Genomic DNA, 23,108 nt, shown 5'->3' with positions numbered 1-23,108 from the left:
GTCCTCCTTGTAAAAAGAATACCTAAAGATTATAACATAAAATATAATGGTATAATATAGGAGAGTGAATATTTACATAAGAAGAAAGGAATTGGATAAAATGAAACTAGCCACATTATGTTATATACAAAATGATGATAAAACATTGCTTTTACATAGAATTAAAAAGGAAAATGATGTTCATAAGGGCCTTTGGATAGGATTAGGTGGAAAACTGGAAAATGGGGAAAGTCCAGAAGATTGTGTAATAAGGGAAATTAAAGAGGAAAGTGGCCTCACTATTAAAAATCCTAAGTTAAGGGGAATTATGACCTTTCCTAAATTTAAAGATAATGAGGATTGGTATGTTTTTTTATATACGGCAAATGAGTTTCATGGTGAAATTATAGAATCTAATGAAGGGGATTTAAAATGGGTGGAGAATAATAAAGTGTTGGATATGCCAACTTGGGAAGGTGATTTGATTTTTCTAAAATGGTTATTAGAAAACAAGGGAATGTTCAGTGCAAAGTTTGTATATGAAAATAAAAAACTTATGGATTATGAGGTGACATTCCACTAGGGGGGATAAAATGAAAAAAATATTATTGAGTATTTTTATGTGTCTATTACTATTTAATACTACATATGGAGCGGAAATATCTGATGATGATTATTACTTGAAAAATAGTGGATACACTAAAGAAGAATTTCAGTATCTATATAACACCATAGTAAAAGGAATTAAAAATGTATCGATTAATGAGGAAACTTTTGAATCAGTTCCTTATAAGCCAGGTATAAACTATGTAATAAAAAAGGCATTCATGGATTATGATCATTTAAACTATGTAAGTGGTGTAAGATATGTATATTCTAGGGGAAATAGAAATATTAAGAATATATATTTTGAATATAATTACATTAGAGATGATATTAAAAAGAGAATGAATGAAGCTGATGTAAAGGCTGATGAAGTAATAAAAGAAATAATAAAGGAAGAGATGACAGACTTTGAAAAAGTAGTGGCAGTCCATGATTATATAATAAACAATACTAGGTATGATTATGAAGGGTTCAAAAGTGGAAAAATACCTAACTGGGAACATACGGCCTACGGTCCGCTAATTAGGAAGACTGGGGTATGTGATGGTTATTCTAAGGCTTTCATGTTAATTCTAAAGAAATTAGGAATAGAATGCATAAGTATAAAAAGCGACAACCATGCATGGAATATGGTGAAACTGCAAGATAAATATTATCATGTGGATTTAACCTTTGATGATCCATACAATGAAGAGGGGGATATGCTAAGTTATGCATATTTCTTCATAGATGATAGTGAAATGGCAAAGGACCATAATTGGAATAGTGAAATATATCCAAAATGTGATACTATAGATTTTAATTATTATAAGAATAATTTGGGTATGATAGACTCTGCTAAAGATGAAACAGAGTTTAAGGAAAAGATAACAGCAGCTATAAACAATAGGATTGAATATGTATATTTAAAAGTAGATAACACTAATATGGATATAGATAAGTTAATCCCAGAAGTGCTAATAGAAAATAGGTATAATATAAAAATCAGTTATAGCTATAAGATCTTTGATGACAGTTTTAAAATAAGTATAATTTATAACTAGAGTGGGAAACCACTCTTTTTTTATCGTGTTAAGAGTCTGCGGTGAAGGGAAATAATATCTAAATTCTAAAGTATGAAAAATTATAATAAAAACAGGTAATACTAAAGGTGAATAAACATGTTTTAATTATATTTCTTATGAAAAATATGATGTCTAGGAGATGTAAAAATTGAATGATGATATTATAAAAAATAGAGTTGGAAAAACCCCTTTGGTACGTGCAAAAAAACTGGAACAAGAACTGAATATAGGAAATATTTATCTGAAATTGGAAGGAAATAATCCTAGTAAAAGAAAGACTGACCGTCTAGCCTACATGATCATAAAGGATGCCTTAGAGTTAAATATGAAAGTTATTTGTTTAGGAATGGCTTGTGATTTAGCTAAATCCTTAGCCTTTCTCTGTGAGTATTACAATTTAGAGTGTGTTTTTGTGTTCCCACAGAAAAATAGATGGTTAAAGTATAGGGAATTTCAAAAGGATTATATAGAACTAATAGAGTATGGAAAAAATGAAATGGAAAGTATAGAATATTGTAATCAGTTATCAAAAGAAAAGGGGTATTATAATGCCAACTTAGGTATAGAAAACAATATTTTAAATATGGCGTCCCTTTCTGCAATTAGTGAAGAGTTAGCTATTCAGATAAAGAAGCCTATAGATTCCATATTTGTACAGATGGGTTATGGGTTTTCCATATCAGGAATGTATTTGGGATTTAGAAAGCTATGGATGAATGATGAAATATCTAAGATGCCCTCACTATATAGTTGTACTGTAGAGGAGGGGAATATAATTTATGATAAGTATAAAGAAACAAGTGGATACTTGAAGGAGTATAAGCCTGTAAAAAAAACAAAATATAATAAATATGTTAGGATAGCCGAAAGTAAGATGATGGAAAATGTACTAGATGCTGTTATAGATACAAATGGAACAATTATAGGGATAGAAGAAGATGAACTCATTTCCTTTGTTAAGTATTTTAAAAATTTAGAAAAGATTAAGCTGTCAATTGAAAATGCGTATGCTTTAGCAGGATTTATTAAGAAAGCTAAAGAGGGGAGTCTGAAATATGGAAATCATGTAATTTTGCTGAACGATGGACATATAGACTTAGAAGTAAAAACCATAGAAGAGGTTGAGGGAATTCATATTATTAAATTAATTGAGTTGTTAGATAATTGGTTAATGGAATATACTGATCCTTTAGAAGAAATACGAGAAGCTGTAAATAATGCTATTAAAAATGGACATGTTTTATTGGCATTACTAGACAATAGGATAGTTGGTATAACAGTTATTGTAAATACAGGTTTTGAAACATTTATACCAACCTACCATTTAGCATATATTGCAACGGATAAAAAGGCTAAAGGAAGAGGTGTTGCTACTCAACTAATACAAAAGGCGATAGATTTAACTGGAGGTAATATTTCATTGCATGTTGGAAGAGATAATAAAAATGCTGTTAAATTGTATGAAAAAATGGGTTTTAAGAAGAGTTATCTTAGAATGATACATCAAGGGTGGAAAAATCTATAGAAAAATAAGAAAATAGAAAAGAATTTTTATTACTTTTAACCTAAAATACATTCATTATAAAAGGCTATACGGAGTATGCCTTTTTTAATTTTGCTCAAAAAAAAGGATAGATATCCTTTAAATGAATACTTTCTTATCCAATATCTTTTTAGCAGAGTCCATACAATAGGGAGCCAAGTCTGCAGGTAATTCTTCTACGCCTAGTGCATGGGCGATTAAATACCGAGCACATTCGCACTGATTGCCGTAGCAATAATATATTTCTAATATTTGAGCATATTTTTCAGGCATATTAGAAAAGTTGGCCCGATAGTAATCACAGTATTCCTTATAGGGACATTTATCCATCATAAAATCACCCCCTTAGAAGGAATCGGACTTTTTATATATAATATGTATATAGGTTATGGTTTGGAACCTATAGATATATAGATAAATCACTTCCAATCTGAAGGTATGTGAACTTACTTCGGTCATATAAATAAAAAATGTTTTATAAGGTAAGTCACTATCAGACTAAATAGTGTGAATATTATAATTAGGTTAGAAGGTTCACAACTGTTTACAGCATAGGATGTTCTGATGTTCCACCTTATAAAAATTTTTCATTCATATTCCCTTGTAAGTAGCTAGAGTTTATGGGGTTTGGAAGTTGTATATTCATATATAATAAAAATCTATTTTAGGAGGAGATAATCATGGATAAGAATGCAAAGTGGGTTGTGGAAAAGAGGATTGAGAGGACTATTGAGGCCTTAAAGAAAAATAATATGAATGGATATCATGCTGAAAAGAAAGGAGATGTGGTAGATATAATTAAAACCTTAATCAATAAGGGGGATACGGTTTCTGTGGGAGGTTCCATGTCTTTATTTGAATGTGGAGTGCAAGAGTTTTTGAGAAATGGAGATTATAATTTCTTAGATAGGTATGCAGAGGGGTTAACTCCTGATGATATTAAGGATATATATAGAAAGAGTTTTTGTGCAGATGGATATTTTACTAGTACTAATGCAATTACAGAAGATGGATACTTATACAATGTGGATGGCCGTGGAAACCGTGTTGCTGCCATGATTTATGGTCCAGATAAGGTAATAGTAGTAGCTGGGGCTAACAAGATAGTAAAGGATGTTAAAGAGGCAATTGATAGGAATGAAAGGATAGCAGCACCTGCTAATTCTAAAAGACTAGATAGAAAAACTCCCTGTAAAGAGTTAGGATATTGTGTAGAATGTAGTTCTCCAGAAAGAATTTGTAGTGATTATGTTCTAATTAAGAAGCAAATGGATAAAAACAGAATCCATGTTATATTAGTGGAAGAATCCTTAGGGTATTAATAAGATATAATAAAAAGGCTATGATTTCATAGCCTTTTTATTATATAAGTATATCTACTGATCTTCTTTAATTTCTTCCTGAATATCTTCTTTAGGCATTATAATATTATTAGTAAAATAGTCACCTTGTATGGAGTTTTTAAAGGCATCTTCAGCTTCTTGTGAAGAATTAATATTGTATTTCCATAAACCATCTATACGGTTAAACCAAACGGCTAATTTTATATTAGGCATGTCTTTAAAGTATTTAAATCCGTCACTTATCCAATTGGCCTTGTTTCCGCCTACTTCGTTACAAGAAAACTCTGTAACTAAGAAGGGTTTATTAGAATAATAATACATATATTCAATATATAATGGATAATATATATCCTTAAATTCTCTCCACACATCTGCCTTGTGTGAAGTACCATTGTTATATCCAGTTAAACCTACAAAGTCCACATACTCATCTCCTGGATAATAAAGGTGTGGATTATTCCAAGCAAAGTCTGGATAAGATCTATCGTGAGGATTCCACACAAAGTATGCATTGTCAGCACCTTCTTCTTTGAAAATCCTATACATCCTTTTCCAAGCTTCTATGTAAAGATCCGTATCCTTTCCAAGATACCAAGCAGACCAAGTACTCCAATCTCCGTTCATTTCATTAGACGGTCTAAATAAAATAGGATTATTTAGACTTTTAATATTTCTTGCCCACTTACGTAAATATCCATCATAGTTTCCCCTTATTATTTCCATAGTAACTACACTTTTTCTATCTCCATCTACCCAGGGCTGTAGAGTTAGCATCATAAATCTATTGTCTCTATAAGCTGTAGCAGTGCCTGTTAGAGGCATTGGAGTTGTAAAATCTGAGTAGGTCATTAGAAACTCAAATCTCTTATCTAATCTATCTTCTAATTTTTCCACTCCTTCTATAAAATCATCATAATAGGGTGATACGGGATGAAATACTCCCCAAGCCATTTGGTTATCTGGAATAGATATATTAAAATCTGTTCCTTCAAGAAAAAGAGATGTGTCTTTTGGCTCTAGATCCTTAGGATTGGTAATGGTAATTCTACTCTTAGAATCCATAAGCCAAGTACTCTTTGCCATATTATTTAGAATTTCTTTATATGTTTCAATATGATTTTCATCAGTTTTTAACCAGAAGGTTATCATAGTTTTGGTATCTTTATAATATTCATGGATTTCATAATACATGTTTTTATCATTGGGTATAGTATCTGATTTAGATCTAGTATAGGATGTCCTATAGGCAGTAGCCGTATTTGGATAAGTGATTTTATCACTAGATGTTAAACTAAAACCTCCTACACCTTGCCTTATTTTTTCATTAGAATAATATACGTAGTCACTTAGTCGAAATCCCTTAATAGGCTGTTTGTATATTTTAATTTTACTTCCATCTTGTGTTGTGATTTCTGTTACTATTTCCTCTCTAGATTTGTTTATTTGAAACTCAGTTGGAATTTTACTACTGTATCCTCCATAATAAAAATAATGTCTTTTATAATTTTCCTCCCCATAGGAAGTGAATGTAGACATTAGAAGGATTGCGAGTAAAATCCATAAGAAATTTTTCTTCATGAAATGTCCCCCTCATTAAAGCGTCTAATACTAAGATACTAATTTTGTAAGTAATTGTAAAGAAATAAGAGTAAAAAAATAGGACTGTAATAAATTACAGTCCCATGGTACTATCTAATAGTTCCGTCTAAACCTATTATAACCTCTTTATAATCTACAATCTTTCTAGCATTTAGCATGGCTTCTTTTACTGCCTTAGTCATTCCTGTACAACAAGGAACTTCCATTCTAGCTACTTTTATACTCTTAATATCATTGTTCTTTATTATGGCAGTTAATTTTTCCACATTGTAATTATTATCGTCTAACTTAGGACAACCTATTACAGTTATGTGATCCTTAATGAAATCCTCATGGAAGTTACCATAAGAAAATGCCGTACAATCAGCTGCAACTAATAAGTTAGCTCCTTCAAAATAATCATTATCAGGGTTTACTAATCTAAGTTGTATAGGCCATTGATTTAATTGAGATGGTAAAAAACTATTTTTTTGAGTACTTTCTGTCTTAGATACCATAGGTGCTTTTTTCTCAATTTTTTTAGCGTGAGTTCCAGGACAACCACAAGGCATTGCTTTCATCTTTTTCTTCATCTCCATTCTCTCTTTTACAGCTTCTTCATCAAAAGCATCTGCTTCCCTTTCTATCATTTTAATAGCATCTGTAGGACAGACAGGAAGACAATCTCCAAGTCCATCGCAGTATTTATCACTTACCAGTTGGGCCTTATTATCTATCATTTGGATAGCGCCCTCATGACAGGCATCTACACATAATCTACATCCGTTACATTTATCTTGATCTATATGAATTATTTTTCTTTTCATTATTAATTACCTCCTCTTGTTAATGTTACTTCATGACTATAGTATACTTATAATAAAGACCCATGTATGTAATAAATGTTACAGAACAAAAAATACAGGGTATAATAAGTATTATGTGTTTTGAAAAATGAAAAAAGGAGAAATATTTATGAATGATGTAATAGGAATATTGAATAAGTGTATGTTATTTAAGGGTGTAGATGAGGATGAAATAGAAAATATAATTAGTAGGATTAATTATAAAATTGAAGAATATGGTAAAGATTCTATGGTGGCCTTTGAGGAAGATGATTGTAATTTATTAGGCATAATAATAGATGGAACTGTGGAAATAAGAAAAATTTATTCAAGTGGTAAGAATGTAACATTAACTCAATTAAAAAAGGCACACATATTTGGAGAAGCCATAATGTTTTCTAATTTTAATCAATATCCAGCTACTGTCATATCTGTTACTAAATCTAAAATAATTTTCATTTCCAAAGAAGAGATTGTAAAACTATGTAGTCAAAATGAAATCATACTTAAAAATTTCATGAATCTATTGTCTAATAAGGTATTAATGCTAAACAAAAAAGTAAAAGAGTTATCCTTAGATACCTTAAGGGAAAAAATATGCTTTTATCTATTTGAAGAACATAAAAAGCAAAAGAGTTTAAAAATAAAGCTAAGTATGTCTAGGGAGGGACTAGCTAAGTATATAGGTGTTCAGAGGCCTTCCTTATCTAGAGAAATGATAAAATTGAGGGATGAAGGTTTAATAGACTTTGACAGAAGCACTATAACAATAAAAGATATACGTACTATTGAGGATATTTTGATATAATAGAATGGTTATTAATTAACAAACAACAAGTAAATAGGGGTGACATGTATGAACAAATTTCAATTTAGTATTCCCACAGATGTAATCTTTGGATGTGGTTCTTTAAATAGATTATCTAAAGTAGGAAAGCGTATTGGGAAAAAGGCATTATTAGTTACTGGGAAAAGTAGCATGAGAAAAACGGGTATATTAGATAGGGTTGTAAAACTCCTTAATGAAGGCAGTGTGGAAGTAGTTGTAAATGAAGGGGTAGATCCTAACCCTAAAACTAACTATATAAATGATATGGTAACTCTAGCTAAAGAAGAAAAATGTGATTTTGTAATTGGATTAGGTGGAGGAAGTTCGATGGATGCAGCTAAGGCCATAGCTTTAGTTGTGGCTAATGGAGGCATTATAGAAGATTATCTTCCTGGTGGAGAACGTGCTAACATGAGAGGCATAAAAGGTGCACTACCTATAGTTGCCATAAGTACTACGGCGGGAACTGGCTCTGAGGTAACCATGTTTAGTGTAATAACTAATCCTATCACTAAAGAAAAACCAGGTATAGGACATAGATGTTTATATCCTAAAGTATCCATAGTAGATCCAGAATTAATGGTAAGTGTACCTAAGAGCATTACTAAAAATACAGGAATTGATGTGTTATTCCATGCCATAGAGGCATACATATCAAAGGGTGCTACACCATTTACAGATATGTATGCAAAGGAAGCAATAAGTTTAGTACTTAATAATTTACATAAAGTATTAGAAGATGGGACTAATATAGAGGCTAGAGAAAAGATGGCTTGGGCCAATACATTGGCAGGAATAGCTATTACCCATGGGGGAACTATAGGGATTCATGGAATGGGCCATCCTGTAAGCGGTCATACTAATTCAGCACATGGAGCCACATTGGCCACATTGGGAGTAGCTTTTTTAGAAGAAACTTGGGATGGACACATAGATAGGTATGCATCTTTAACGGAACTTTTAGGATTTCATACTTCTAATTTAAGTAAAGAAGAAGCGGCAGCTAAATCATCTGTAGCATTAAAAGAAGTACTAAATAATATAGGAGCTACAGAGACTTTAAGTGATTTAGGTGTTACTAAGGATATGATAGATCCATTAGTAAAGGACACTTTTAGAACTATGATAGGGTGTATAAAGCTAACATTAAAAGAATTAAATGAAGAAGATTTAAAGAGAATTTATGAAAAATCTCTTTAAAGTATGAAAAAAATAAATTTTTTAAATATGTTTAAAAGGGAATAAGGGGTAAAAAAATGACTAAGAGAAAAACTGCAGCATGGATATTACTAATAAGTTTTATTATAGTTAGCCTAGGAGCCATATACATATCTAATGATAAAAATAGAATTCCCATATTAACATATCATCATATATCAAAGAATGAAGATGAACTATCAGCTATAACCATAACACCAGAAAAATTTTATGAGGACATGCTTTATTTAAAGGCCATGGGATACAATACGGTAAATTTTAGAGACTTAATAGATTATAGGGAAGGAAAAAGAAATTTGCCTGAAAATCCTATAGTAGTCACCTTTGATGATGGATATATGAGTAATTATACTTATGCATATCACATACTAAAAGAGTTAGAAATGAAAGGTGTAATTTCCATAGTAGGAAGTCTTATAGATGAGTCAAGTAATAGTGGTTATAATTTTATGCTCACTTGGGACAAAATCAAGGAAATGAGTGATAGTGGAGTAATAGAAATACAATCCCATTCATATGGACTTCATAACTGGGGAGATGAAATAAATAGCCCTAGGGGTGTAGGTAAGATGGAGAAGGAAAATAATGAACATTATACGGCTAGGTTTAAATCTGATACACAGGCTATTATGGATAGAGTAAAGGAACATACGGGAAAAGATATAACCATATATACATATCCTTATGGAATTTACAACAGCGAAACCGAGAAGATGTTAGAAGAGCTAGGTATAAAGGGAAGTCTAACTGGAAAAAGAGGCGTATCTAGCATAAGTGATGAATTATTTTCTTTAAGGAGAATAAATATGGTTGGAGGAGTGAAATCTCCTGTGCTTATGAGAAAGATATTAATTACTCAATTAAAAATAAAAAAGATTCCATTTTACAAAGTAGAATCTAGTGAAGAGAGGATAAAAGAACTGGAAAATTTTTTGTCGTATAAAAAAACTGGAAAAATGAATTTTTAGGAGGTTTATCTATGCCACATATAAGAGTTAGAGGAATGGAGAAAGAGAATATAAAAGAAATTAGTAAAGAACTAATAGATGACTTAGAGAAAATAATAGAATGTCCTAGGGACTATTTTACACTAGAGTGTATAAATACTACATTCATAGTAGATGGAGAAGAAGATTCTGCCTATCCCTTTATAGATGTCCTTTGGTTTGAAAGGGGAGAAGAAGTGAGAACTAAAGTAGCAAAGGCAATTACTGAGAGAGTAAATAAGTTTGACTATGAAGATGTCTGTGTAATGTTTACTAATTTAGATAAAGAGTTGTATTATGAAAATGGAGAACATTTTTAAATATTTTAGTAGGAATACTAAAGTAAAAAGCTAGAAGATAAAACCTTTTATTTTCTAGTTTTTTCATGTGGTAATATATTGTCGAATTTACATAAGATGGTTGAAACATTAACGGTTAATATAGTATAATTAATTAAGTAAATAATATATGAGAGCATATGAAACACGGATATATGTGGACGTCTAAGCCGTGTGAATGCAGTGACGTAACCGGCTAACTATATAAATATAGTTGGCCTTTTATTTTAAATAAAAATATAAAACTTAGGTGGATGGCTATGGTTGAGAAAAGGAAAAGACTAGGAGATTTGCTAATTAATGCTGGGTTTATTACGGAAGAACAGCTGAAAGAAGCATTGAAATTACAAAGGACTTCAGGGAAAAAAATGGGAGAGATTTTGATCGATGAAGGATTTGTAGAAGAGAATCAAATGATGGAAGTTTTAGAAATTCAATTGGGAATTCCTCATATGGATCTTGAAAAACAATATATTGATTTTAAAATTCCACGATTGATTAATGAAAGTCTAGCCAAAAGACATTTAATAATACCTGTAAAAAAGGAAAGTGGAAAATTGATTGTAGCCATGACTGATCCTCTTAACATTTTCGCTATGGACGATGTGAGAATTGCCACAGGTCTAGAGGTACAACCTGTAATTGCTTCCAGACAGAATATTTTAAATGCCATTGACCGTTATTATGGTAATGTGAGGGCAGAAAAGGCAGTTGAAGATTTTAAAAACCAATATATTAAGGATGATTATACGGACATAGATGAAGAAAGTATCAATGAAATCAACAATGCACCTGTTGTAAGATTAGTTAATTCTATTATTAGACAAGCAGTGAAAGCAAAGGCTAGTGATATTCATATAGAACCCTTTGAAAGTAGAGTGAGAGTACGATTTAGAGTAGATGGAGTACTCCAAGAGATTATGTCTCCTGAAAAATCTACCCACTCTGCAATTGTTACGAGAATTAAAATAATGGGGAAAATGAATATTGCTGAGAAGAGAATTCCTCAGGATGGCAGAGTTGAAACAACTGTGGATGGAAAAGAAATTGATTTGCGTATTTCTGTGTTACCAACTGTCTATGGAGAAAAAATAGTTATTCGATTGTTAGATAGAAGTAACTTTTTTATGTCAAAGAGTAAGTTAGGTTTTTCAACAAAAAATGTAGAACTCCTTGAAAGGGTAATTAAAAATCCCACTGGAATTATTTTAGTTACAGGGCCAACAGGTAGTGGGAAGACTACTACCCTTTATACTATTCTTAGGGAACTCAATCAGTTGGAGAAAAACATCATTACAGTAGAAGATCCAGTAGAGTATAGATTGGATGGAATAAATCAAGTCCAGGTAAATGTAAAGGCAAATATGACCTTTGCAAGTGCCCTAAGATCTATTCTAAGGCAGGATCCTGATACGATCATGGTTGGAGAAATAAGAGATTCAGAAACTGCAGAAATAGCCGTTAGGGCATCTATTACGGGACACCTTGTTTTAAGTACCATGCATACTAATGATTCACCTTCAACTATAGCACGTATCATAGATATGGGCATAGAACCATATTTAGTTTCTTCAGCTATTGTTGGGGTAATATCTCAAAGATTAGTAAGAAAAATTTGTAATGATTGTAAAGATTCATACATACCAAATGAGACTGAAAAAAAGCTGTTAAATACTACAGATGATTATACATTGTATAAAGGAAAAGGATGTAGCTATTGTAATGGGACAGGCTATAAGGGAAGAATAGCTGTTCATGAAATTATGACTGTAAATAAGGATATAAGAATCCATATTGACCAAAGGGACAGTATAGATATTTTAAGGGAAAAAGCTGTGGAACAAGGAATGGTTACTTTAAAAGAAAGTTGTAAAGAACTTGTATTGGCAGGTGTTACAACCATAGAAGAATTAACAAGGGTAGCCTATAGTATAGATTAGGTGGTGTAGTATGAAAATATTAGACATATTGAAAAAAGCAGTTGAAGTAAAGGCATCTGATATACATATAACAGTAGCTGTACCTCCTGTTGCAAGAATAAATGGAAATCTAGAGAGATTAAGTGAAGAATCTTTGCTTCCAGAAGATACTATCTCTTTAGCGGAAGAGATTCTAACAGAAAGTCAAAAAGAAGAGTTACAAAAAAAGGGGGAAATAGATTTTTCATTTTCCCATCCAGGAATAGGTAGGTTTAGGGCCAATGTGTACAAGCAGAGGGGAAGCTGTGGAATTGCCTTAAGGAGTGTGGCATCAAGTGTGCCCACTATTGAAAAACTGGGTCTTCCTCCTGTTATTAGGGAATTAGCCCATAAACAGAGGGGTCTCATATTAGTTACAGGTCCCACTGGAAGTGGTAAATCTACTACTTTGGCTTCAATTATAGATTGTATAAATAAGGAAAGAAGTTGCCATATTTTAACCCTTGAAGATCCTATTGAATATCTACATAAACACAATAAGAGTATTGTGAATCAAAGGGAAATAGGGAATGATTCTCAGAACTTTTCCAATGCACTAAGGGCCGCATTAAGGCAGGATCCAGATGTAATACTAGTAGGAGAAATGAGAGATTTAGAAACTATTAGTATAGCCATTACAGCAGCTGAAACGGGACACTTGGTACTTTCCACATTACATACTATAGGGGCTGCAAAAACGATTGATAGAATTGTTGATATTTTCCCTCCTAATCAACAACAGCAAGTTAGAGTACAATTATCTAGTGTACTAGAAGGAATTGTTTCACAACAACTACTAGAAAAGTCTGATGGAAGTGGTCGTGTGGCAGCACTAGAGATTATGACAGCAACAACAGCCATAAGAAACTTGATTAGAGAAGGAAAAACCCATCAACTTCAAAGTAGTATTCAGACAGGTAAAAAGTTTGGCATGAGGACTATGGATAATTCCTTGCTTGAATTATACAATAACTTAGTAATAGATAAAAAAGCAGCATTAAACTGTGCAGTAGATTCTGATAGGTTGTCAACTTATATGACTATATAATAAATAATACAAAAAACAAGGGGTGAGTATATGCCCACTTACAAATATAAAGGAATTAGTAAGACAGGAGAAAAAATAGAAGGAACATATACAGCAAGGGATAAACAAGCAGTTATTAGGATGATTAGGGAAAATCAAAACATTCCCATAAAGGTGGAAGAAGTTATAGAAGGAAGTAAGAAAATAAGCTTAGGGCTTTTTGGGAAAGTGAAGATTAAGGATATTGCCATATTTTGTAGACAATTTTATACCATGCTCAATGCGGGGGTTACTATAATAAATTGTTTAGACATATTAAGACTTCAAACAGAAAATAAAAGGTTAAGAAAAGTAATAGGGGAAGTTCATGAAGAGGTGCAAAAGGGATTTTCATTTTCTGAATCCCTAAGAAAACATAGAGAGGTTTTCCCAGACCTGTTAATTAATATGGCACAAACTGGAGAAGTTAGTGGTACATTAGATGTAATAATGGGTCGAATGGCTATCCACTATGAGAAAGAAAATAATATTAGGAATAAGGTACAAGGAGCCATGATGTATCCTATTATTTTAAGTGTTATATCAATTATTATAGTAATATTTTTGTTAACCGTTGTAATGCCCATCTTTTTAAATATGTTTATAAGAAATGGTGCTCAACTTCCTCTTCCTACACGAATTTTGCTGTTTATTAGTAACATAATGACAACATATTGGTACATATTTGTCACTTTCGTGATATTATCATTATATGGCATACAAAAAATTGTGAAAACAGACAAAGTGAAATTTTTAATAGACCATATAAAATTTAGAATTCCCGTTGTGAAGGGAACTGCCCAAAAGGTTATTACATCAAGGTTTACTAGGACCCTATCCACTTTATTGTCAAGTGGTATTCCCCTTATGGAAGCATTAGATATTGTATCAAGGGTTGTGGATAATGTCATCGTTGAAAAGGGGATTTTAAGAGCCAAGGAAGAAGTGAGAAAGGGCGCCGATTTGGCAACACCTATTAAAGAAATTGGTGTTTTTCCGCCTATGCTTGATTCCATGATTCGCATTGGTGAAGAATCAGGAACATTAGATGATATATTAGATAAGACAGCCAACTTTTATGATGAAGAGGTGGAAGCATCCATTGGAAAGATGACTAAATTAATGGAGCCACTCATGATTGTAGTTATGTCATTTATCGTTGGAGCTATTGTTACTGCCATGCTAATGCCTATGTTGGATATGATGAGTACTATGCCGTAGATTTACAGGTTTAATTTAAATATTATTTTTATTAAGCCCTAACACTTAAATCCTAACTTATAAGGAAAATTTTCAAATAACTAAAATTGTGAAAAAGACCTTTTTTAAGGCCTTTATAATAAAATAAACTTTAAGGAGGAAAGGAAATGTTAAAATTTTTTAATGAGAAATTAAGAAACAAAAAAGGTTTTACCTTAGTAGAATTAATTGTTGTCATTGCTATTATAGGAATTATAGGGTCCATGGCAATACCAAAACTATCTGGCGTAACTAATGATGCAAGAAAAAGTACAGATTTAGCAAGTGCTAAAACTATTGCAAATGCCACTACTATATTACTTACACAAGGAGAAATTACTCCGCCTGCAAAGACTGACACAGTTATAATATTAGATGGAAAGGTTACCGAAGGTACTTCTGAAGATAAAATTACAAATTATCTTGAAAAGCTTCCTCAAATAGAAACACATAATGAAGGAACATATTTTAGAGTAGTAATTGATAAAAACGGAGATGTAACTGTAACAACTTACGATAGTAGCAATTATGAAGAATTATATCCAAATGTTTCTGATACATTTGGTATAGGTGATGATGATGATAATGATCTAACTAACAACGATTAATTTCAGAATCTTAATCTATTAACTATTAAAAAAAGGAGAAGGCAAAATGATATACATAATACTAACAATAGGACTAGTAATAGGATCATTTCTAAATGTATGTATTTATCGCATACCTAAAGAAGAATCAATTGCCTATCCTCCTTCCCATTGTCCTAAATGTAATAATTATTTAAAGTCAATAGATTTAATACCAATATTTAGCTATTTATTCAACAGAGGAAAATGTAGATATTGTGGAGAAACTATTTCTTTGCAATATCCCCTTGTTGAACTTTTAAATGGAATAATATATTTATTACTATATTTAAAATTTGGACTTAGTATTTTTTTTGTAAAATATGGAATACTAGCAAGTTTATTAATTGTAATTTCTTTTATAGATTATAAACTAAAAATAATACCTGATGAATGTAACCTGTTTGGAATCATTGTATCAGGTGCTTTTATTATATTTAATAATTTTAGCCTATTATCACTAAAAGATTCCATACTAGGACTAGTACTTGGTGGAGGAATATTTTTACTCATTGCCATTATTACAGGGGCAATGGGTGGTGGTGATATTAAACTTATGGGGGTTTTGGGTTTTGCCTTTGGATGGAAAGGTATTCTTTTGATAACCCTGTTATCCTTTGTAATTGGGGCAATTATATCTATACTTTTAATACTTTTAAGATTAAAACATAGAAAGGATGAAATAGCCTTTGGGCCTTTCATTTCAGTATCAACTTTAGTGACAATTCTCTATGGGAAGGGTATTATAAAGTGGTACATACATATACTACTTGGATAAATACAACGGGGTGAAAAATTTGTTTAAAAAAAATATTATATCCATAGATATTGGAAAATACACAACAAAAATAGTTATTGGAAAAGGAAAAAATAAAGAGATTATAATTGACCATGTCTTTATGATAGATACGCCACCAGAATCCTATGAAGATGGATATATAAAAAATTTAGAAGCATTTAAAACCATAATTTATAATATTTTAAGTAAAAATAAAATAAAAGAAAAAGAAGTAATCTGTACAGTACAAAGTAGGGAGGCCATTACAAGGGAACTTGTTTTGCCTTATGTAAAATCAGATGAATTATCATCAATGATTGATTTAGAAATTGAACAATATCTACCTATAAGGTTAGAAGAATACGTAGTTGAGTATAAGATATTAGAAGAGTTTACAGAGAATAATATGAATAATATAAGAGTTCTAGTGGCTGCACTGCCAAAGGACATGGTAGAAATTTATCTAGAACTAATAAAAAGCTTGAAGCTAAAACCTTTGGCCTTAGATATGAACGCAAATGCAATTGCTAAGGTTTTTGAAGGGGAGCTTACAATAAATAATGAAAATTACAGTTTAGATAAGACTGTTACATTGATAGATTTAGGTTATGAATACATTAATATTACAATTATTGATAAAGGAGTAATTAGGTTTAATAGATTGATCCATCAGGGTGGAAAAGATGTTGATATTAATATTGCAAATACATATAATCTTTCATTAGAGGATGCACAACAGCGTAAAATTGAATATGCCAATTTAGAAGAATTAAATGGACTTTCATCTACCAGTATGTTAAATGAAATTGTACAATCTAGTGTAGATATATGGATTGAAGAGATTCAGAAAATATTTCGATATTACAACAGTCGCCATCGTGGAAATAAAATTGATGAAATTTATTTATATGGTGGAAGTTCAAATATTAAAAACCTATCAAAATACATGACGGATAATTTAAATATACCAACCTTTAAAATTAATGAAATAGATAATATAAAACTTGGAAAAAACAGTGGTGAAATTAATCTTGAGAAATGTTTAAATGCCATAGGAGCTCTAATCAGAAGGTAGGTAAGAATATGAGAGACTTTAACTTTTTTTCACACTATATTGATACAAAAAAGACCTCTAAAAAAAGGCTTATACATTTGAGCCTTATAGGAATAACCATTACATTAGTAATAGGAAGCATTACATTTGCAAATATTCAAAGGGCTAATAAAATAGAAAAGGAAATTCAGGATTTAAAGAACTATTTAAATTCTGAAGAGCGAATTAAAAAGAGTAATGAGCTAGAAGAAATTAAGAGAAAGATGAAAATAACAAATAGCTATTATACTATTGTGGAAGCTATTAATACGGATATGGATAAAGTAGATATTGTAAGCAGTAGTTTAATGGAAAAAATATCTTCTAGTACTCCTAAGGACTTATTTATTAAAACTATATCTTTAACAGTAAAGGATGGACAAATGCAGGGAGTAGCAAAGAGTAGAGTTACCATTGCTGAATTTGTACATAACCTAAAAAAAATAGACTTAGTTGAGAATGTTCATGTGAGTATTATAAATAAAGAGTCTAGAGAAAATAGCAGTTATATTTTTGCTATAAGGTGTACATTTAAGGATGTGAACAATAATGAAACTGACTAAGAGGGAGAAAATACTACTTATATTTTTAGGTGTACTAATAGTAGTAGGCGCATATTATAAATTTGCATTTGTACCACATAGGAGTAAAATAAAAGAATTGGAAACAAATGTAGAAGCATATAGAAATGAAGTCAATAAAGTAAAGATGAAGATTGGATATAAAGATAACATCAATAAAAATTTTAAGATTATGAATTCTAAGATAGAAATTGCCAGTGAAAGGTTATTTCCTATGATTATACAAGAAAAAATAATAGTTATTTTAGATGATATGGTGAAAAAATCTAATATCCAAGCTCTAAGCATGTCCTTTACCGAAGAAAAACTAGGAAAAATAGAAATAAAAAAAGAAGAGACAAAAAAAGAAAACTATGTACTTAAGGATTTAGTATTAGAATATGAGGGTACATTAGACAAAGAAGAATTAAATGAAATAGAGGGACAAAAAGAAGAAGAAAAGAAAGAAATAAATGAAGAAATAAATGAAGAGATAAATAAGGCACTAAATGGAAAAGATAAGATAGCTAAAGACATCGTCCAACAGTATGAGGGTATATTTAATAAATATGATAATATGACACAAGAGGAAGAGTCTGATGAGGAAGAGTCTGAAGGTCAACTAGAGAAAATATCAGTAACCATAAGTTATGAAGGTAGTTATAATGAAATTATGGCATTTGTTAAAGAAATAGAATCTTTTCCTAAAAAAATAATTATTAACAGTTTAAACATAACAAAATCTGAAGAAGGGCAAATGGCAGGGAATATAATCTTGGATTTTTATGCCATACCTAAGATTCATATGAAAGATGAGGACTATCTAAAGTGGCATATTGAAAATGACTATGGAAAGGATAATCCATTTAATGAATTTAGTGGATATACTTCAGGGTTGGTTAAGAAGGATGATAATACTTTAGGAAAAATAAAAAATTATGAATTTGTCATGACGGTAAAACCAGTTACAGCAGACATACCAACAGTAGTTATGGGAAGGGTGAATAGTAGAAATACTAGAACTTATGTCCATGCAGATAATCCAAATTTTGAGAATGTTGAATTTCAAATAATAGAGGAAGATGGGAAGTATTATTACAAGTATAAAACCGAATCTGAAAGTTACCCACGGGACTATGAAAATGGTAAGGTTCAGTTCAGACCAAAGGGTGATAACATAGTGTTAAATATTATTAGTAACAAAAGAAATAGTAGTGAAGATATAAGTGGTGTAAATTTATCCCTTATTAATACATCAAACTTAAAATTAAATGTAAAAATTGATTATGATGACCTTGAAAGAACAAGGGTAAATGTTATAAAGAATATTGGGAATATAGAGGTTAAAAGATAGGCTGGAGGAATTTAACTTATGAAAATAATAAATAATAATAAAGGCCTAACTTTAGTAGAAGTTTTAGTTAGTATAGCAATTCTAGGTATTATCATAACTCCATTGGCATCATTGTTTGTATCTAGTGTTAGAAATAATACAAATGCACAGGATAGACTCATTGCAAATCAAGTTGCTCAAAGATATATGGAACAATTAATAGGAAAAGATACCCTTAGTGCTAATGTTAGTTCAAAGGTAGATACTGATACGGGTATGACAGTGACATTTAATATTAGTAAATATGGGGCCTATGAAAATTCAACGGGGAGTTTACCATCCTTTGACGCTACAATAAATGCACCTGATAGAACCAATGGTGATACCATAAATATTGAGAATACAGGTGTTTTTATAAATGAAATCTTACTAACAAACACTTCAACTGACCCAATAGACATAGGAATAATCTGTAATGTAGCTAATAATATGACTTTAAATGTATCTAATAATACAACTAGAAGGGTAAATATATACAAGGTATATTCTTCATCTGAAACTAATAAAGTCACTGTAAATACTACAAATGGACAAGTATATATTTATGAAAATATATATGACAGTTCTATATCGGATGGAAATAAAAATATGGTTTTTAAAATAAAGATCACTGTAAGTAACAAAAGGGGAACTTTAGCTGAGTTAGTTACCTTTAAAACTATTAAATAAGGAGGACCTTGTATGATTATTAAGATTTTAAAATCAAAAAAAGGATCAACCCTTCTTTTAGTAATGGCAGTAATGTCCATACTTACTTTACTAGGCACTGCTATCATATCCTTAAGTGTTGTAAACTTAAAAAGACAAATAGTAGATACAAATGTGAAAACATCCTTTTACTTAACAGAGGCAGGTCTTGAAGAGGCCTATGCAGTTATAGGCAAAGAGATAGAAAATGCTATACAAGCTGGAAATAAAAAAGTTAAAGATGAGCTAGAACTATTTATAGAAGCAGAAAGTAAAAAGGAAGAAAGTAATCCAGAAGTGGATGATAGCATCTTTATTAATGGGAAAGATGGCTATGGAGAAGTTAATAAGGAAAAAATAGAATTGGTAATGAACGAATGGTTTAGGGCAGGTTTTGCATCGTATATAAATGATCATTTAGAAGGTGAATTAAATGATAAAGAATATGGTGTAGTAGACAAAAATACAGATGAACAATCTAGTACAGTCAGGATTGTAGATGGTTCTACTGAAAAATATTCAGTAAGTTATGACACAAGTACTGTAAGTCTAGATTCATCTAACAACCCAGAACCTTATATATCAATAGATGAAAAGACGAAGGAACCTGTTCCCTATAAGATAACCCTTCAATCGGATTTTACCCATAAAAAAATTTCAAAACAAATAAGAGGTACCTTTCAAATTGGAATTCCTGATTTTAATGCTCCTTACTACGTAAAAAATGTACAAGCACAACTAAATGAAAATATCCTATGGACAAAGGCCATTACTACAGAGAAGAATATATATGTGACAGGTAACAGTGTTGTTACTATCAATGGAGATATATATGCCTATGGAGAGATGGCTACAGACAGTAGAGATTTTGGAGGTCTAGTTGTGGGGAACAATAATATAAGTGGTAATATTATCATAAACGGAAATGTGGCTGCTAATAGTTATATTCATACAAATGATGATAATTCTCACATAACTATAAATAATGGAGATGTATATTGTTATAGTTTAGTTGTTCAAGAGGATACTACAGGAAGTACTATCACCATAAATAATGGGGTTTTAAATACAAAGGATGATATAGAATTAAATGGAAAAGATGCGGACATTACAATAGATGGAAGTTATTTTGGGTTCTCAAATGGAGCTGATGCTGTAGAACATAATCAAAGTAGTAGTATTGTTATAAACAGCCCGGACATTGAAAGTAAATCTTCCTTAACAATTGATGGAGAAGAAAGTAAAAATAGTTTATATGATAAGGGCGTATATATAGGAGGCACAGTTTACATTGACCTAGCAGGGGGATATTACCAGACAGGGGAGAGTGTTTCCATAAAGGGAAACTATAAAGCCTATGGAGAATATCTAAAGGATGATGATGATTTATACTCAAATACGGACCACAGTAAGCGTAAAGAAAAATATAAACCCTCTAATATTGAATTTGAAAATTATGAGCCCTTAGTTTTGATAAAAAAGGGTCAGTTAAGTACTGTGGAGAAAAGTGAATACTTTAAGTATTATGGTGAAGATTATGGAGACCTAACAATTGGTGGAGATAGTATTAATATTAGTAATATTAGATACAATGTTGGAGCTACCATAAGTGAAGGGACCATATTAGAAGGTGTAGAATTAGGATTAACTGATCATGTATTGAAATCTAAATCCTATGATTATAAATACTATATAAACAAAATGGCAGACCCTGTAGTGAACTATACTGAAGGATATAAGACTGGTGAGCCTGCAGGCGTGAATTTAGACACTAGAGTACATATTACAGATAGATTTTCCTTTAAAGAAGATATTATTCCTACTGAAAATGACATAAATGAAGATAAAGAAATCATCTTCGTAAATGATAATCCCGATAGATCTTTAGCGCTTGTGGGACCTGGGGGGAGTAAACCCATGGAAGTAGGAGCTCATAATACTATTAATCTTACGGATAGTAATTTAAAAGGAATTATAGTCACTAAGGGAGATGTATATATAACAGGAAACTTAAACTATACAGGAATCATTGCCGCACAAGGAAACATCCATATACAAGATAATAATCTTAAGGCTATAAGTAATACTGAAAACTATATCTTAAAGACAGTATTTGAAAATGATAAAATGAGTATAGCCGATGGAACCGTGAATTTAAAAGATCAGTTTGAAAATAATGGAGCTTTAAAAAGTTTCCTTATCCAATCAGAAGCAGGAGTAGATGATGCAGCATCTTATCTTAAGTATGACAATATAGTAGATGTATATTGGGAGCAAATGAGATAATTTGCAATTTAAAATTATTTATTAATTATGAGAGGTTATTTAAAGATGAGATACAATAATAAGGGACTTACATTGGTAGAAGTATTAATTGCAATGGGAATTATGGGTATTGTAATGACGTCTATTTTTTCATTTTTTATTCCTAATTTAAAAACATTTAACAGGACAGATAATCATATTCAAGCACAAAATAACGCACAAACTGCCATGAATAGAATAGTAGATGATATTATAGGAGGGCAAGGAGTAGCAAGAACGACAAATCCAGTTATTTTTAAAATAAATGATACTAAATTCATTAAATATGAACATGTTGATGAAACCCTAAAGCGTGGCGAAGGAACATCACAAATGGAAATTACAATAGAGGAAGATCCATTTGCCAACAATATTACAGAGTTTAGAGTGGAACAAACGGAGGCTAATGGTGTTATTATTACCATAACAAGTAAGATAAATGATTCTGTGGTTCCTTTAACAAATGAAATCTACTTTAGAAATGGCAATTAATGATACTAGGTGTATGTATAGGGAGGCAAACGATGAGGAGACTATTAAGTTGGATTATGGCTCTTATGATCATAATAACAGTAATGCCTAATGCGGCTATGGCTGAATCAATACCAAATGATATAGTATCAAGTGCAATTCGTTCTGCAGATGCTGAAGAATATGGTATTGGAGATACGGGAGTAATTAAATACGAAATAAGTGGTGATGAAGTTAAATTGCCAGAATCTTTAACGGGTATAACAGAAAAGGAAATTGTATTAGTTATTGATACATCTGGAAGTATGGGTACTTATATGGGTTTTGGTAGAAATCGAAAATCTAGAATGGAAATAACAAAAGATGCTGCAAAGAACTTCATAAACAAATTTTCCAACAAGTCAAATGTAAAAATAGGTATAGTAGCTTATTCTGAAAAAGGACATATTACATCTGATTTGAAATTAGCTTCTGATTATAGCTTAATAAGAAAGATTAATAGCTTACAACCGGATAGTGCAACTAATACGGGTGATGGCTTACGTCTTGCTTATTGGATGCTAAAGAATTCATCTAATTCAAATGCAAAGAAGTATGTAGTTTC

23 protein-coding genes are annotated in these 23,108 nt (G+C 31.1%); 20 read left to right on the top strand and 3 right to left on the bottom strand.

The annotated features are described in order from the left end of the window. The first annotated feature begins 100 nt into the window (after positions 1-100). From CCE28_RS14570 to CCE28_RS14560, 3 genes are all read left to right on the top strand, one after another. Positions 101-562, top strand: coding sequence for an NUDIX hydrolase (locus CCE28_RS14570; protein ID WP_095134529.1), 462 nt, complete (start codon positions 101-103; stop codon positions 560-562). Positions 563-572: 10 nt separating this feature from the next. Next, positions 573-1,628 (top strand): transglutaminase domain-containing protein, encoded by a 1,056-nt coding sequence (locus CCE28_RS14565; RefSeq protein WP_095134466.1) that lies wholly within the window; start codon positions 573-575, stop codon positions 1,626-1,628. A 169-nt stretch (positions 1,629-1,797) separates the two neighbouring features. Continuing rightward, complete coding sequence (locus CCE28_RS14560) at positions 1,798-3,174, top strand: pyridoxal-phosphate dependent enzyme (RefSeq protein WP_095134465.1); 1,377 nt, start codon at positions 1,798-1,800, stop codon at positions 3,172-3,174. 117 nt (positions 3,175-3,291) lie between these two features. Here CCE28_RS14560 and CCE28_RS14555 read toward each other — a convergent pair whose 3' ends face one another. After that, the gene (locus CCE28_RS14555) at positions 3,292-3,525 is read right to left on the bottom strand and encodes a hypothetical protein (protein ID WP_095134464.1); all 234 of its coding nucleotides are present in this window, start codon (positions 3,523-3,525) and stop codon (positions 3,292-3,294) included. A gap of 347 nt (positions 3,526-3,872) precedes the next feature. Here CCE28_RS14555 and CCE28_RS14550 point away from each other — a divergent pair, with 347 nt between their 5' ends. Then, a complete protein-coding gene (locus CCE28_RS14550; protein WP_095134463.1) occupies positions 3,873-4,514 on the top strand; it encodes a lactate utilization protein in 642 nt (213 codons plus the stop codon). A gap of 54 nt (positions 4,515-4,568) precedes the next feature. Here CCE28_RS14550 and CCE28_RS14545 read toward each other — a convergent pair whose 3' ends face one another. Then, positions 4,569-6,113: a glycoside hydrolase family 26 protein gene (locus tag CCE28_RS14545; protein WP_095134462.1), complete on the bottom strand. Its 1,545-nt coding sequence runs from the start codon at positions 6,111-6,113 to the stop codon at positions 4,569-4,571. A 110-nt stretch (positions 6,114-6,223) separates the two neighbouring features. Next, complete coding sequence (locus CCE28_RS14540) at positions 6,224-6,940, bottom strand: ATP-binding protein (protein WP_095134461.1); 717 nt, start codon at positions 6,938-6,940, stop codon at positions 6,224-6,226. 148 nt (positions 6,941-7,088) lie between these two features. Here CCE28_RS14540 and CCE28_RS14535 point away from each other — a divergent pair, with 148 nt between their 5' ends. The 16 genes from CCE28_RS14535 to CCE28_RS14460 form a co-directional block, all read left to right on the top strand. Beyond that, on the top strand, positions 7,089-7,766 hold the full coding sequence (locus CCE28_RS14535) for a Crp/Fnr family transcriptional regulator (RefSeq protein WP_095134460.1): 678 nt from the start codon (positions 7,089-7,091) through the stop codon (positions 7,764-7,766). A 48-nt stretch (positions 7,767-7,814) separates the two neighbouring features. Then, positions 7,815-8,987 (top strand): iron-containing alcohol dehydrogenase, encoded by a 1,173-nt coding sequence (locus tag CCE28_RS14530; RefSeq protein WP_095134459.1) that lies wholly within the window; start codon positions 7,815-7,817, stop codon positions 8,985-8,987. A 56-nt stretch (positions 8,988-9,043) separates the two neighbouring features. Beyond that, the gene (locus CCE28_RS14525) at positions 9,044-9,973 is read left to right on the top strand and encodes a polysaccharide deacetylase family protein (RefSeq protein ID WP_095134458.1); all 930 of its coding nucleotides are present in this window, start codon (positions 9,044-9,046) and stop codon (positions 9,971-9,973) included. An 11-nt stretch (positions 9,974-9,984) separates the two neighbouring features. Continuing rightward, a complete protein-coding gene (locus tag CCE28_RS14520; RefSeq protein ID WP_095134457.1) occupies positions 9,985-10,311 on the top strand; it encodes a DUF1904 domain-containing protein in 327 nt (108 codons plus the stop codon). Between the two features lie 278 nt (positions 10,312-10,589). Then, complete coding sequence (locus CCE28_RS14515; protein WP_095134456.1) at positions 10,590-12,269, top strand: GspE/PulE family protein; 1,680 nt, start codon at positions 10,590-10,592, stop codon at positions 12,267-12,269. Between the two features lie 10 nt (positions 12,270-12,279). Then, positions 12,280-13,335 carry a type IV pilus twitching motility protein PilT gene (locus CCE28_RS14510; protein WP_095134455.1) on the top strand — a complete coding sequence of 352 codons (1,056 nt, stop codon included), beginning with the start codon at positions 12,280-12,282 and terminating at the stop codon, positions 13,333-13,335. Positions 13,336-13,365: 30 nt separating this feature from the next. After that, the gene (locus CCE28_RS14505) at positions 13,366-14,574 is read left to right on the top strand and encodes a type II secretion system F family protein (protein ID WP_095134454.1); all 1,209 of its coding nucleotides are present in this window, start codon (positions 13,366-13,368) and stop codon (positions 14,572-14,574) included. A 146-nt stretch (positions 14,575-14,720) separates the two neighbouring features. Further along, complete coding sequence (locus CCE28_RS14500) at positions 14,721-15,200, top strand: type II secretion system protein (protein WP_095134453.1); 480 nt, start codon at positions 14,721-14,723, stop codon at positions 15,198-15,200. Positions 15,201-15,246: 46 nt separating this feature from the next. Next, the gene (locus CCE28_RS14495; RefSeq protein WP_095134452.1) at positions 15,247-15,996 is read left to right on the top strand and encodes a prepilin peptidase; all 750 of its coding nucleotides are present in this window, start codon (positions 15,247-15,249) and stop codon (positions 15,994-15,996) included. A 19-nt stretch (positions 15,997-16,015) separates the two neighbouring features. Further along, a complete protein-coding gene (pilM, locus tag CCE28_RS14490; RefSeq protein ID WP_176461844.1) occupies positions 16,016-17,071 on the top strand; it encodes a type IV pilus assembly protein PilM in 1,056 nt (351 codons plus the stop codon). A gap of 8 nt (positions 17,072-17,079) precedes the next feature. Continuing rightward, on the top strand, positions 17,080-17,652 hold the full coding sequence (locus CCE28_RS14485) for a PilN domain-containing protein (protein WP_176461843.1): 573 nt from the start codon (positions 17,080-17,082) through the stop codon (positions 17,650-17,652). Then, the gene (locus CCE28_RS22300) at positions 17,639-19,003 is read left to right on the top strand and encodes a GspMb/PilO family protein (RefSeq protein ID WP_095134449.1); all 1,365 of its coding nucleotides are present in this window, start codon (positions 17,639-17,641) and stop codon (positions 19,001-19,003) included. The genes CCE28_RS14485 and CCE28_RS22300 overlap by 14 nt, the downstream gene beginning before the upstream one ends. A gap of 18 nt (positions 19,004-19,021) precedes the next feature. Further along, on the top strand, positions 19,022-19,711 hold the full coding sequence (locus tag CCE28_RS14475; protein ID WP_095134448.1) for a type II secretion system protein: 690 nt from the start codon (positions 19,022-19,024) through the stop codon (positions 19,709-19,711). Between the two features lie 12 nt (positions 19,712-19,723). Beyond that, on the top strand, positions 19,724-22,015 hold the full coding sequence (locus CCE28_RS14470) for a hypothetical protein (RefSeq protein ID WP_095134447.1): 2,292 nt from the start codon (positions 19,724-19,726) through the stop codon (positions 22,013-22,015). Positions 22,016-22,060: 45 nt separating this feature from the next. After that, positions 22,061-22,525 (top strand): PilW family protein, encoded by a 465-nt coding sequence (locus tag CCE28_RS14465; RefSeq protein WP_176461842.1) that lies wholly within the window; start codon positions 22,061-22,063, stop codon positions 22,523-22,525. A 32-nt stretch (positions 22,526-22,557) separates the two neighbouring features. Then, positions 22,558-23,108: vWA domain-containing protein (locus CCE28_RS14460; RefSeq protein WP_176461841.1), on the top strand; the 551-nt coding region annotated here is incomplete at its 3' end.

This window comes from Anaeromicrobium sediminis, from assembly GCF_002270055.1.
In the GTDB taxonomy this organism is placed as follows: domain Bacteria; phylum Bacillota; class Clostridia; order Peptostreptococcales; family Thermotaleaceae; genus Anaeromicrobium; species Anaeromicrobium sediminis.
This window is presented reverse-complemented; position numbering and strand designations above follow the sequence as displayed.